The organism is Pseudomonas protegens CHA0 (assembly GCF_000397205.1).
Taxonomy (GTDB): domain Bacteria; phylum Pseudomonadota; class Gammaproteobacteria; order Pseudomonadales; family Pseudomonadaceae; genus Aquipseudomonas; species Aquipseudomonas protegens.
This window is the reverse complement of record NC_021237.1, coordinates 140,314-155,260: the sequence shown is the minus strand read 5'-3', so window position 1 is coordinate 155,260 and position 14,947 is coordinate 140,314. Positions and strand designations below refer to the sequence as shown.

Sequence of the window (14,947 nt, the reverse complement as noted above, 5' to 3'; positions counted from 1 at the left end):
TACCCGTTCCCAATTACACACCTAGTACGTCCTGACTGAGTTGCGGCCCGCGCCTAAGCCGGTACATGGAAGTCGACTGAGCGGTACACCGGAGAGTCCCCAATGAGCAGTGTTGTTGCCATCGTCAAAAGCATTGTCGGCCAAGTTTTCGTGGTTTCCCCGGAAGGGATCCGACGCGTACTCATTGAAGGGGACCGCCTGTTCGTGGGTGACGAGGTAGACACCGGCCCGGCCGGGGCCGTCACCCTGGAGTTGACCGACGGGCGTACTCTGGACCTGGGGCGTGACACCCAGTGGAGCGGTGCCGCACCGGACTCCAGCACGGACCTGGCACAGGCCACCGCTCAGGCCGCCCCTTCGGTGGCAGAACTGCAGCAGGCCATCGCCGCCGGCGCCGACCCGACCACCGACCTGGAAGCCACCGCCGCCGGCCCGACCGCCGCGGGGAATGGCGGCGCGGCCGGTGGTGGCCACAGTTTTGTGCAGTTGGAAGAGACTGCGGGCCGGGTCGACCCGACCATCGGTTTCCCCACCGCTGGCCTGGGGCTGGCCAATTCGACCCAGGACAACACCTTTGGCGGCCTGACCAACAATGGCGGCCTGGGCAATGGCAACGGCAATGGCAGCGGGAGTGACTCCCTGCGCCCGGCCACCCTGACCCTGGGCGCCACCCCAACCATTACCGAAGCCGGTGGCACCCTGGTGTACACCGCGACCCTGACCCAGGCGCCACTTACCGACCTGACTGTGACCCTGTCCAATGGCGCGGTCATCGTCATCAGCGCCGGCCAGACCACTGGCAGCGTGCAGGTGCCCCTGGCGCCCCAGGACAACGTCTATATCGACCCGGGCCAGATCAGCGTCAGCGTGACCGGCACCACCGGCGGTGGCGGCCTGCTGGTAACGGTCAACCCGACCCCGGCGGTCACCCAGGTCACCGACACCATCGACACCACCACCGTCAGCCTGACCGCTGATGCCAGCGTTACCGAGGGCGGGCAGATCACCTACACCGCCACCCTCACCAACCCGGCACAGACTCCGGTGACCATCACCCTGTCCAACGGCTCGGTGATCACTATCGAAGCGGGCAAGTCCAGTGGCTCGATCGACGTCCCGGCGCCAGCCAATGACGTCTACAAGAACGGCGACACCATCGAAGTCGGTATCACCAAGGCTGAAGGCGGCAACTTCGAGAACCTGCAACCCAGCCCAGACAAAGCGGTCACCACCGTGACCGACAGCATCGACGACACCGGCCTGAGCCTGTCGGCCACCGATACCGTGGCCGAGGGTGGCTCCATCGTCTACACCGCGACCCTGACCAACCCTGCTGGCACCCCGGTCACCGTGACCCTGAGCAACGGCGCGGTAATCACCATCGCTGCCGGTGCCACTTCCGGTACTGCCACCGTCGCCGCCCCTGCCGATGACGTCTATAAAGACGCGGGCAAGGTTGAAGTCACCATCACCAAGGCCGATGGCGGCAATTTCGAAAACCTGGTCACCGACCCGGCTCCGGCTGTGACCGATGTCACTGACACGATCGATACTTCGACCGTCAGCCTGACCGCAACACCAAGCGTCGCCGAGGGCGGCACCGTCGTTTACACCGCATCGGTGACTGCGCCAGTGACCGGTTCGCCGGTCGTCGTCACTCTGTCCAATGGCCAGACCATCACCATTCCGGTGGGCGAGTCGTCCGCCAGCGTCAACTTCACCGCGCCAAACGATGCGTTGGCGGGCGGTAGCTCCCTGAGCACCACTATCACCAAGGCGGACGGCGGTAACTACGAGAAGCTGGAAATCAGCGACAAGCCTGCTGAAACTTCCGTCACCGATACCCCGGATACAACGACCCTGAGCGTGACCGCCACCGATACCGTGGCCGAGGGTGGCTCCATCGTCTACACCGCCACCCTGACCAATGCCGCTGGTACTCCAGTCACCGTGACCCTCTCCAACGGCGCGGTAATCACCATCGCAGCGGGTGCCACTACTGGCACCACCACCGTGGCCGCTCCGGCGGATGACGTCTACAAGGACGCCGGTAAAGTCGAAGTCACCATCACTAAAGCGGACGGTGGCAACTTCGAGAATCTGGAGACCAATCCGACTCCAGCCGTCACCGATGTCACGGACACCATCGACACCAGCACCGTTTCCCTGACTGCCACGCCGAGCGTCGCCGAAGGCGGCACTGTGGTTTACACCGCCTCGGTGACAGCGCCGGTAACCGGCTCGCCAGTCGTGGTGACCCTGTCCAACGGCCAGACCATCACCATTCCAGTGGGTGAGTCGTCCGCCAGCGTGAACTTCACCGCACCCAACGATGCCCTCGCTGGCGGCAGCTCCCTGAGCACTACCATCACCAAAGCGGATGGCGGTAACTACGAGAAGTTGGAAATCAGCGACAAGCCAGCCGAGACTTCGGTTACCGATACCCCTGACACCACCACTCTGAGCCTGAGCGCTACCGAGTCCGTGGCCGAAGGCGGCTCCATCGTCTACACCGCCACATTGACCAATGCAGCTGGCACTCCGGTCACTGTGACCCTGAGCAATGGCGCGGTAATCACCATCGCCGCCGGTGCCACTTCCGGTACTGCCACCGTCGCCGCTCCGGCTGACGATGTGTACAAAGACGCCGGTAAAGTCGAAGCCACCATTACCAAATCCGAGGGTGGCAACTTCGAGCACCTGGAGACAAATCCAGCCCCGGCGGTGACTGATGTCACTGACACGATCGATACGTCGACTGTCAGTCTGACCGCAACACCAAGCGTGGCTGAGGGTGGCATTGTTGTTTACACCGCGTCGGTGACAGCGCCAGTGACCGGTTCGCCGGTAGTCGTCACTCTGTCCAACGGCCAGACCATCACCATTCCAGTAGGTGAGTCGTCTGGCAGCGTGAATTTCACTGCTCCCAACGATGCATTGGCGGGCGGCAGTTCGCTCAGCACCACCATTACCAAAGCCGACGGTGGTAACTACGAGAAACTGGAAGTCAGCGACAAGCCGGCTGAAACCTCCGTCACCGATACTCCTGACACCACCACTCTGAGCCTGAGCGCGACCGAGTCCGTGGCCGAAGGTGGTTCGATTGTCTACACCGCGACCCTGACTAATGCTGCGGGTACGCCTGTTACTGTCACGCTCTCTAACGGCGCGGTGATCACCATCGCCGCTGGCGCCACTTCCGGTACTGCCACCGTCGCGGCCCCGGCGGATGACGTCTACAAAGATGCAGGCAAAGTCGAAGCCACCATTACCAAGGCCGAAGGCGGCAACTTCGAAAACCTGGAGACCAATCCAGCCCCGGCGGTAACCGATGTCACTGACACCATCGACACCAGCACCGTTTCCCTGACTGCCACACCGAGCGTGGCTGAAGGTGGAACCGTGGTGTATACCGCCTCCGTGACCGCGCCAGTGACCGGTTCTCCAATGGTCGTCACTCTGTCCAACGGTCAGACCATCACCATCCCGGTGGGTGAGTCTTCTGCCAGCGTAAACTTCACCGCGCCAAACGATGCCCTCGCTGGCGGCAGCTCCCTGAGCACCACCATCACTAAGGCCGACGGCGGCAACTACGAGAAGCTGGAAATCAGCGACAAGCCCGCTGAAACCTCGGTAACTGACACACCAGACACTACAACCCTGAGCCTCTCGGCTACTGAGTCCGTGGCCGAAGGCGGCTCCATCGTCTACACCGCAACCCTGACCAACGCCGCTGGCACTCCGGTCACCGTGACCTTGAGTAACGGTGCCGTGATCACTATTGCTGCCGGTGCCACTTCGGGCACGGCAACCGTGGCCGCACCTGCCGATGACGTTTATAAGGACGCGGGCAAGGTCGAAGCCACCATCACTAAAGCCGAAGGCGGTAACTTCGAGAATCTGGAGACCAACCCGACTCCAGCTGTCACCGACGTCACAGACACGATCGATACGTCGACGGTCAGTCTGACCGCCACTCCGAATGTGGCTGAAGGCGGCACCGTCGTTTACACCGCATCGGTGACTGCGCCAGTGACCGGCTCCCCAGTCGTGGTGACCCTGTCCAACGGACAGACCATCACTATTCCGGTTGGCGAAAGCCAGGGCTCGGTGAACTTCACCGCGCCGAATGATGCCCTCGCTGGCGGCAGTTCCCTAAGCACCACCATCACCAAGGCGGATGGCGGTAACTACGAGAAGCTGGAGGTCAGCGACAAGCCCGCTGAAACCTCGGTAACTGACACACCAGACACTACAACCCTGAGCCTCTCGGCTACTGAGTCCGTGGCTGAAGGTGGTTCGATTGTCTACACCGCCACATTGACCAACGCTGCCGGTACTCCGGTCACCGTGACCTTGAGCAATGGTGCCGTGATCACTATTGCTGCCGGTGCCACCACGGGTACCACCACCGTGGCCGCACCTGCCGATGACGTCTACAAGGACGCCGGTAAAGTCGAAGCCACTATTACCAAGGCCGAAGGCGGCAACTTCGAGAACCTGGAGACCAATCCAGCGCCAGCGGTGACTGATGTCACTGACACGATCGATACGTCGACTGTCAGTCTGACCGCCACCCCGAATGTGGCTGAAGGCGGCACCGTCGTTTACACCGCCTCCGTGACTGCGCCAGTGACCGGTTCGCCGGTAGTCGTCACTCTGTCCAACGGCCAGACCATCACTATTCCGGTTGGCGAAAGCCAGGGCTCGGTAAACTTCACCGCACCCAACGATGCGTTGGCTGGCGGCAGCTCCCTGAGTACCACCATCACTAAGGCCGACGGCGGCAACTACGAGAAGCTGGAGGTCAGCGACAAGCCAGCCGAGACTTCGGTTACCGATACCCCGGACACCACCACTCTGAGCCTGAGCGCGACCGAGTCCGTGGCTGAAGGCGGTTCCATCGTCTACACCGCCACCCTGACTAATGCCGCAGGTACTCCGGTCACCGTGACCCTCTCCAACGGCGCAGTGATCACCATCGCTGCCGGTGCTACCTCAGGCACAGCGACCGTCGCCGCGCCAGCCGATGACGTCTACAAGGACGCCGGCAAGGTCGAGGCAACGATCACCAAAGCCGAGGGTGGCAACTTCGAGAACCTGGAGACCAACCCGACTCCAGCCGTCACCGATGTCACTGACACCATCGATACCAGCACTGTTTCGCTGACAGCTACCCCTAATGTCGCCGAAGGCGGCACTGTGGTTTACACCGCGTCGGTCACCGCCCCCGTGACTGGTTCCCCGGTCGTAGTGACTCTGTCTAATGGCCAGACCATCACCATTCCAGTGGGCGAGTCGTCCGCCAGCGTCAACTTCACCGCACCAAACGATGCGTTGGCGGGCGGTAGCTCCCTGAGCACCACTATCACCAAGGCGGACGGCGGTAACTACGAGAAGTTGGAAGTCAGCGACAAGCCGGCTGAAACCTCGGTCACCGATACTCCTGACACTACAACTCTGAGCCTCTCGGCTACTGAGTCCGTGGCCGAAGGCGGCTCCATCGTCTACACCGCCACATTGACCAATGCAGCTGGCACTCCGGTCACTGTGACCCTGAGCAATGGCGCGGTAATCACCATCGCCGCCGGTGCCACTTCCGGTACTGCCACCGTCGCCGCTCCGGCTGACGATGTGTACAAAGACGCCGGTAAAGTCGAAGCCACCATTACCAAGGCCGAGGGCGGTAACTTCGAGAACCTGGAGACTAATCCAGCGCCAGCGGTGACTGATGTCACTGACACGATCGATACGTCGACCGTCAGCCTGACCGCAACACCAAGCGTGGCTGAGGGTGGCATTGTTGTTTACACCGCGTCGGTGACCGCGCCAGTAACCGGCTCGCCGGTCGTGGTCACTCTGTCCAACGGACAGATCATCACCATTCCGGTGGGCGAGTCGTCCGCCAGCGTCAACTTCACCGCGCCAAACGACGCTCTGGCTGGGGGCAGTTCGCTCAGCACGACCATTACCAAAGCCGACGGTGGCAACTACGAAAAACTGGAAGTCAGCGACAAGCCGGCTGAAACCTCGGTAACTGACACACCAGACACTACAACCCTGAGCCTCTCGGCTACTGAGTCTGTAGCTGAAGGCGGTTCGATCATCTACACCGCCACATTGACCAATGCCGCTGGTACTCCAGTCACCGTGACCCTGAGCAACGGCGCAGTGATCACCATCGCTGCCGGTGCTACCTCGGGTACCGCGACCGTCGCCGCGCCAGCTGATGATGTCTACAAAGACGCTGGTAAAGTCGAAGCCACCATCACTAAAGCCGAAGGCGGTAACTTCGAGAACCTGGAGACCAATCCAGCCCCGGCAGTCACCGACGTCACAGACACGATCGATACGTCGACGGTCAGTCTGACCGCAACACCAAGCGTGGCTGAGGGTGGCATTGTTGTTTACACCGCGTCGGTCACTGCTCCGGTAACCGGCTCGCCAGTGGTGGTGACCCTGTCCAACGGACAGACCATCACCATTCCAGTGGGTGAATCGTCCGGCAGCGTGAACTTCACCGCACCCAACGATGCGTTGGCGGGCGGTAGCTCCCTGAGCACCACCATCACTAAGGCCGACGGCGGCAACTACGAAAAACTGGAAGTCAGCGACAAGCCCGCTGAAACCTCCGTCACCGATACCCCGGACACCACCACTCTGAGCCTGAGCGCTACCGAGTCCGTGGCCGAAGGCGGTTCGATTGTCTACACCGCCACTCTGACCAACGCAGCCGGCACCCCAGTAACCGTGACTCTGTCCAACGGCGCAGTGATCACCATTGCTGCCGGTGCTACCTCGGGCACAGCGACCGTCGCAGCCCCTGCCGATGACGTCTACAAAGACGCTGGTAAAGTCGAAGCCACCATCGCTAAAGCCGAAGGCGGTAACTTCGAGAATCTGGAGACCAATCCGACTCCAGCCGTCACCGATGTCACTGACACCATCGATACCAGCACTGTTTCGCTGACAGCTACCCCTAATGTCGCCGAAGGCGGCACTGTGGTGTACACCGCCTCCGTGACTGCACCAGTAACCGGCTCGCCGGTCGTAGTGACCCTGTCCAACGGTCAGACCATCACCATCCCGGTGGGTGAGTCGTCTGCCAGCGTGAACTTCACCGCGCCAAACGATGCCCTCGCTGGCGGCAGCTCCCTGAGCACCACCATCACCAAGGCGGATGGTGGTAACTACGAGAAATTGGAAATCAGCGATAAGCCCGCTGAAACCTCGGTAACTGACACACCAGACACTACCACCCTGAGCCTCTCGGCTACTGAGTCCGTGGCCGAAGGCGGTTCGATTGTCTACACCGCCACATTGACCAATGCTGCCGGTACTCCGGTCACCGTGACCTTGAGTAACGGTGCCGTGATCACTATTGCTGCCGGTGCCACCACGGGTACCACCACCGTGGCCGCACCTGCCGATGACGTCTACAAGGACGCCGGTAAAGTCGAAGCCACTATTACCAAGGCCGAAGGCGGCAACTTCGAGAACCTGGAGACCAATCCAGCGCCAGCGGTGACTGATGTCACTGACACCATCGACACTTCGACTGTCAGTCTGACTGCAACACCAAGCGTCGCCGAAGGCGGCACTGTGGTGTACACCGCCTCCGTGACTGCGCCAGTGACCGGTTCGCCGGTAGTCGTCACTCTGTCCAACGGCCAGACCATCACCATTCCAGTAGGCGAAAGCCAGGGCTCGGTGAACTTCACCGCACCCAACGATGCGTTGGCTGGTGGTAGTTCCCTGAGCACCACCATCACCAAGGCGGACGGCGGTAACTACGAGAAGCTGGAGGTCAGCGACAAGCCCGCTGAAACCTCGGTAACTGACACACCAGACACTACCACCCTGAGCCTTTCGGCTACTGAGTCCGTGGCCGAAGGCGGTTCGATTGTCTACACCGCCACTCTGACCAACGCAGCCGGCACCCCAGTAACCGTGACTCTGTCCAACGGCGCAGTGATCACCATTGCTGCCGGTGCTACCTCGGGCACAGCGACCGTCGCAGCCCCTGCCGATGACGTCTACAAAGACGCCGGCAAGGTCGAAGCCACTATTACCAAAGCCGAGGGTGGCAACTTCGAGAACCTGGAGACCAACCCGGCTCCAGCCGTCACCGATGTTACCGATACCATCGATACTTCGACGGTCAGCCTGACCGCAACACCAAGCGTGGCTGAGGGTGGCATTGTTGTTTACACCGCGTCGGTCACCGCTCCCGTGACTGGTTCCCCGGTCGTGGTGACTCTGTCCAACGGTCAGACCATCACAATTCCAGTAGGTGAGTCGTCCGCCAGCGTGAACTTCACCGCACCCAACGATGCGTTGGCTGGCGGCAGCTCCCTGAGCACGACCATTACCAAAGCCGACGGTGGTAACTACGAGAAGCTGGAAATCAGCGACAAGCCGGCTGAAACCAGCGTGACCGATACCACGGACACCACTACCCTGAGCCTGAGCGCTACCGAGTCCGTGGCCGAAGGCGGTTCCATCGTCTACACCGCGACCCTGACCAACGCTGCCGGTACTCCGGTCACCGTGACCTTGAGTAACGGTGCCGTGATCACCATTGCTGCCGGTGCTACCTCGGGCACAGCGACCGTCGCAGCCCCTGCCGATGACGTCTACAAAGACGCCGGCAAGGTCGAGGCAACGATCACCAAAGCCGAGGGTGGCAACTTCGAGCACCTGGAGACCAACCCGACTCCAGCTGTGACTGATGTCACCGATACCATCGACACCAGCACCGTTTCCCTAACTGCCACGCCGAGCGTGGCTGAAGGTGGAACCGTGGTGTACACCGCCTCCGTGACCGCGCCAGTGACCGGTTCTCCAGTGGTCGTCACTCTGTCCAACGGTCAGACCATCACCATCCCGGTGGGTGAGTCGTCCGCCAGCGTCAACTTCACCGCGCCAAACGATGCGTTGGCGGGCGGCAGTTCGCTCAGCACCACCATCACTAAGGCCGACGGCGGCAACTACGAAAAACTGGAAGTCAGCGACAAGCCGGCAGAAACCTCGGTAACTGACACACCAGACACTACAACCCTGAGCCTCTCGGCTACTGAGTCTGTGGCTGAAGGTGGTTCGATCATCTACACCGCAACCCTGACCAACGCTGCCGGTACTCCGGTCACCGTGACCTTGAGTAACGGTGCCGTGATCACTATTGCTGCCGGTGCTACCTCGGGTACAGCGACCGTCGCCGCGCCAGCTGATGATGTCTACAAAGACGCTGGTAAAGTCGAAGCCACCATCACTAAAGCCGAAGGCGGTAACTTCGAGAACCTGGAGACCAATCCAGCACCAGCGGTCACCGACGTTACCGATACCATCGACATCAGTACTGTTTCCCTGACTGCCACGCCGAGCGTGGCTGAAGGTGGAACCGTGGTGTACACCGCCTCCGTGACTGCTCCAGTAACCGGCTCGCCAGTCGTGGTGACCCTGTCCAACGGCCAGACCATCACCATCCCGGTGGGTGAGTCGTCCGCCAGCGTGAACTTCACCGCACCCAACGATGCGTTGGCGGGCGGTAGCTCCCTGAGCACCACTATCACCAAAGCGGACGGCGGTAACTACGAGAAGTTGGAAGTCAGCGACAAGCCGGCAGAGACCTCGGTTACCGATACTCCAGACACTACAACCCTGAGCCTCTCGGCTACTGAGTCCGTGACCGAAGGTGGTTCGATTGTCTACACCGCGACCCTGACCAATGCTGCGGGTACGCCTGTTACTGTCACGCTCTCTAACGGCGCGGTGATTACTATCGCCGCCGGCGCCACCGCGGGTACCACCACCGTGGCCGCACCTGCCGATGACGTCTACAAGGACGCCGGTAAAGTCGAAGCCACCATCACTAAAGCCGAAGGCGGTAACTTCGAGAACCTGGAGACCAATCCAGCGCCAGCAGTCACCGACGTGACTGACACCATCGACAACTCCACCGTGTCGCTCAAGGCCACGCCTTCGGCGGCCGAAGGTGGCAACGTCACCTACACCGCTACCGTCACTGCTCCAGTGACCGGCTCACCTGTAGTCGTGACCCTGGCCAATGGCGAGAAGATCACCATCCCGGTCGGCGAAACCACTGGTTCGGTAAGCATCAGTGCGCCTAACGATGTGCTGGTCGGCCATACCCCGCTGACCAACTCCATCACCAATGTCAGCGGCGGTAACTACGAGAACCTGATCGCCGACAAGACTCCGGTCAGCACCACCGTGACCGACACCGTCGACACCACCAGCGTCAGCCTGACTGCCACTGGCACCGTCGCTGAAGGCGGCCAGATCATCTACACCGCCACATTGACCAACGCCGCCGGCACTCCGGTGACCGTGACCCTGAGCAACGGCGCGGTAATCACCATCGCCGCCGGCGCCACTACCGGCACCACCACCGTCGCGGCTCCAGCCGATGACGTGTACAAGGACGCCGGCAAGGTCGAAGCCACCATCACCAAGGCCGAGGGCGGCAATTTCGAGAAGCTGGTGCCGAACACCACGCCGGCCGTGACTGACGTTACCGATACCATCGACAACTCCACCGTGTCGCTCAAGGCCACGCCTTCGGCGGCCGAAGGTGGCAACGTCACCTACACCGCTACCGTCACTGCTCCAGTGACCGGCTCACCTGTAGTCGTGACCCTGGCCAATGGCGAGAAGATCACCATCCCGGTCGGCGAAACCACTGGTTCGGTAAGCATCAGTGCGCCTAACGATGTGCTGGTCGGCCATACCCCGCTGACCAACTCCATCACCAATGTCAGCGGCGGTAACTACGAGAACCTGGTCGCCGACAAGACTCCGGTCAGCACCACCGTGACCGATACCGTCGACACCACCAGCGTCAGCCTGACTGCCACTGGCACCGTCGCTGAGGGCGGCCAGATCACCTACACCGCCACACTGACCAACGCCGCCGGTACTCCGGTGACCGTGACCCTGTCCAACGGTTCGGTGATCCATATCGAGGCCGGAAAAACCACCGGGACGGTCACCGTTGCGGCGCCGGCAGACGACGTCTACATCGACGCAGGCAAGGTCAACGCCACCATCACCAACGCCACTGGCGGCAACTTCGAGAAGCTGGTCACGGACACCACGCCAGCGGTGACCAACGTCACCGATACACTGGACACCACTTCGGTGGGTATCAGCGGCAGCGCCTCGGTCACCGAAGGCCAGACCGCCAGCTACACCGTGAGCCTGACTCACCCGGCGCAGACCGAAGTCACCCTGAAGATCAGCTACAGCGGCACCGCCACCGACGGTTCGGACTTCAGCGGCGTGTACACCGTGAAGATCCCGGCCGGCGCCAGCAGCGCCACCTTCAACGTCGCCACCATTGACGACAAGATCACCGAAGGCACCGAGAATTTCACGGTCAAGATCGACTCGGCCACTGGCGGCAACTTCGAGAACCTGGTGGTGGGCAGCAACAACAGCGTCACTACCTCGATCATCGATAACGACGCTCCGCCGGTCATCGACCTGGATGCCAACAACTCCAGCGGTGCTACCGGGGCCGACTACAAGGTCACCTTCACCGAAGGCACCACAGGCCCCGGCGTGTCGATCGCCGACACCGACCTGAGCATCACCGACCCGGACAGCACCCTGCTCACCGGCGCCACCATCGTGCTGACCAACCGCCAGCCGGGGGACTCGCTGAACCTGGGCAACAGCGTCAACGGCATCACCATCAATGCCAACAGCAAGGACGGTTCGATCACCCTGACCCTGTCGGGCAGCGCGACGCTGGCCGACTACATGCAGCAGATCAAGAACATCACCTTCACCAACAACAGTGAAGACCCGAGCACCACGCCACGGACCATCACCGTGACCGTGACCGACGGCGGCAACTACTCCAACGTCGCCACTACCACGGTCAACGTGGTGGCGGTGAACGACGCCCCAACTGCCACTGGCGGCGCCGTGACCGGCAACGAAGACACCCCGCTGGCACTGACCTGGTCGAACTTCGGCGTCAGCGACGTCGACAGCCCGGCGTCCAGCCTCGGCGTGAAGATCACCCAACTGCCCAGCGACGGCAAACTGCAATACCTGGACGGTTCGACCTGGAAGGATGTGGCCAACAACCAGACCTTCAGCAAGGCCGATATCGATGCCGGAAAACTGCGCTTCACACCGGACGCCAACGAATCCGGAACCAATGGCTACGGCGGCAACGGCGTGGGCAACCAGCAGGCCGATTACGCCCAGATCAAGTTCCAGCCAACCGACGGCCAGGCCCTGGGCAACACCGGCACGGTGACCGTCGACATCACCCCGGTAGCCGATGCACCGACCCTGAGCGTGGCCGGCAACAGCGTGAATTCGGTGGGCCTGCTCAAGGAAGTCTGGACCAACCTCAGCGGCCTTGGCACCGACGGCAGCGGCGCTTCCGCCAGCACTCTGAAATCGGTGATCGACGCTGCCGGCACACCCAACAGCAGCAGCCTGGCGACCAACGTCCAGTCCGACGGCAACATCACGCCGGGCACCGCGTCGAAGACCTCAGGCCTGATCTACCTGGAAGCAGGCAAGGCCTATACCTTCTCCGGCACCGGCGACGACAGCCTGCTGGTGACCATCGGCGGCAAGAACGTGGCCAGCACCACCTGGGGCGCGGGCGGTAACCTCAACGGTACTTTCACCCCGACCACCAGCGGCTACTACACCATCGATATCTACCACCACAACCAGAGCGGCCCGGGCTCCTACGACGTCAACCTCTCGGTCAACGGCGGGGCTGCGGTGGACCTGAGCAACGCCGGCGTGCCGCTGTACACCGGCGTCACCGACCTGACCAACGCCGGAGTCTCGGTGTCCGACCTGCACGGCACCAACGGCGAAGGCTACTACGACGGCTACAAGCTCAACGAGGGCGGCGAAGGCGGCAGCGTGCATCTGTCGAAGATCACCACCGGCCTGACCGATACCGACGGCTCGGAAACCCTCAGCGTGAAGATCAGCGGCATTCCGGCAGGCTCGGTGCTCAGCGATGGCGCCGGGCACACCTTCACCGCCACCGCGACTTCCGGTGAAGCCAACGTCACCGGCTGGAACCTGGGCAACCTGACGGTCACGCCGCCGCCGTACTACAACGGCACCTTCAACCTGAACGTGACCTCGACCTCCACCGAGTCCCTGGGCGGCTCTGCCAGCACTTCGGCGCAGATCCCGGTCAAGGTCTACCCGGCGGTCTACAACTCGGTGGTCGCCACCTCCGGCGACGACACCGTTACCGGCACCGATGGCAACGACATCGTGGTTGCCGACATCGGCGGCCTGACCGTGGTCCCGGGCACCAACTACAACATCGCCTTCATGGTGGACAGCTCGGGCAGCATGAGCAGCGCCTCGATCACCGCGGCCAAGAACTCCCTGACCTCGGTGTTCAATACCCTGAAGAACAGCATCGGCGGCAGCAGCTCGGGGACGGTGAACATCTTCCTCGCCGACTTCGATACCCAGGTCAACAAGTCGGTGTCGGTTAACCTCAACGACCCGACCGCCCTGGCCCAGCTCAAGGCGGTGCTGGACTCGATGACGTCCGGCGGCGGTACCAACTACGAAGACGTGTTCAAGGCCACGGCCAACTTCTTCCAGAGCAGCCAGGCCACCGGCAACAGCAACGCCACCAACCTGACCTACTTCATCACCGACGGTAAGCCGACCTACTACCAGAGCGGCGAGCAGACCAACCCGACGCTGTACGGCAACGTGCGCCTCGACGATGTGGTGACCACCAGCAACTACAAGCTGGGGGATACCTTCGGCAAGTACCTCGACAACTCTCACTACCTGAGCGTCGCCAGCGACGGCACGACGATCCTGCAGACCAACAATGGCTGGGGCTGGAGCAGCAAGACCCTGGGCACCCTGCACGCCCAGGGCGACGGTACCTACGAGCTGTCGAACCTGGCCGGCTCCGGCAGCAGCACCGACTACTACACCACCACCAACTCCAACAGCGGCTTTGCCCTGCTCAGCGGCCTGTCGAACGTCGAAGCCATCGGCATCAACAGTGGTGTCAGCCTCAACGACCTCAAGCCTTACGACAGCGACGGCAAGCCGCAGACCAACATCGACCCGAACGACCTGGCCAACTCGATCATCGGCCACACCGAAGCGACCATGCCGGGGGCCGACAAGGTCAGCGGCGGCGACGGCAACGACATCCTGTTCGGCGACCTGGTGAGCTTCAACGGCGTCGCAGGCGAGGGCTACCAGGCCATGCAGGCCTATGTGGCCAAGCAGACCGGGGTCGACGTGAGCAAGGTCACCACCAGCAACGTGCACCAGTACATCACCGAGCACTACACCGAGTTCGATGTGTCTGGCAGCCACGACGGCAACGACACTCTGCTGGGCGGTGCCGGCAATGACATTCTCTTCGGCCAGGGCGGCAACGACCTGCTGGACGGCGGCAAGGGCAATGACATCCTGCTGGGGGGGACCGGCAACGACACCCTGATCGGTGGCCAGGGCAACGATATCCTGATCGGCGGTTCGGGTGCCGACACCTTCGTCTGGAAGGCCGGCGACACCGGCAACGACGTGATCAAGGACTTCAAGGCCAGCGAAGGCGACCGCATCGACCTGCGTGACTTGCTGCAGGGCGAGAGCGCCAGCACCATCGACAACTTCCTCAAGATCACCACCGTGGACGGGGTCTCGACCCTGCAGGTCAGCTCCGAGGGCAAGCTCAACGCCGCCGGGGGCCTGGCCAACGCCGACGTGACGATCAAGCTGGAAGGCAACAACTGGTCCAACGCCAACATCAATTCGTTGATCGCCGGCAGCGACCCGACCATCAAGATCGATCACAACAACAGCTGACCGGTCCCTAGCGGCCACCCCCGGGGTGGTCGCCGGGCCCCGGCAGGCAGCCCGCGGCGTGACGAGCGCCGCGGCGCACCGCATA

1 protein-coding gene is annotated in these 14,947 nt (G+C 62.2%); it reads left to right on the top strand.

From position 1 onward, the window contains the following. The first annotated feature begins 102 nt into the window (after nucleotides 1–102). On the top strand, nucleotides 103–14,862 hold the full coding sequence (locus tag PFLCHA0_RS00680) for a retention module-containing protein (protein WP_015633674.1): 14,760 nt from the start codon (nucleotides 103–105) through the stop codon (nucleotides 14,860–14,862). Nucleotides 14,863–14,947: the final 85 nt, after the last annotated feature.

Bases quoted from the DNA above. Each gene is read 5' to 3' on its own strand.
- PFLCHA0_RS00680 (WP_015633674.1), top strand. From the start codon at position 103: ATGAGCAGTGTTGTTGCCATCGTCAAAAGCATTGTCGGCCAAGTTTTC.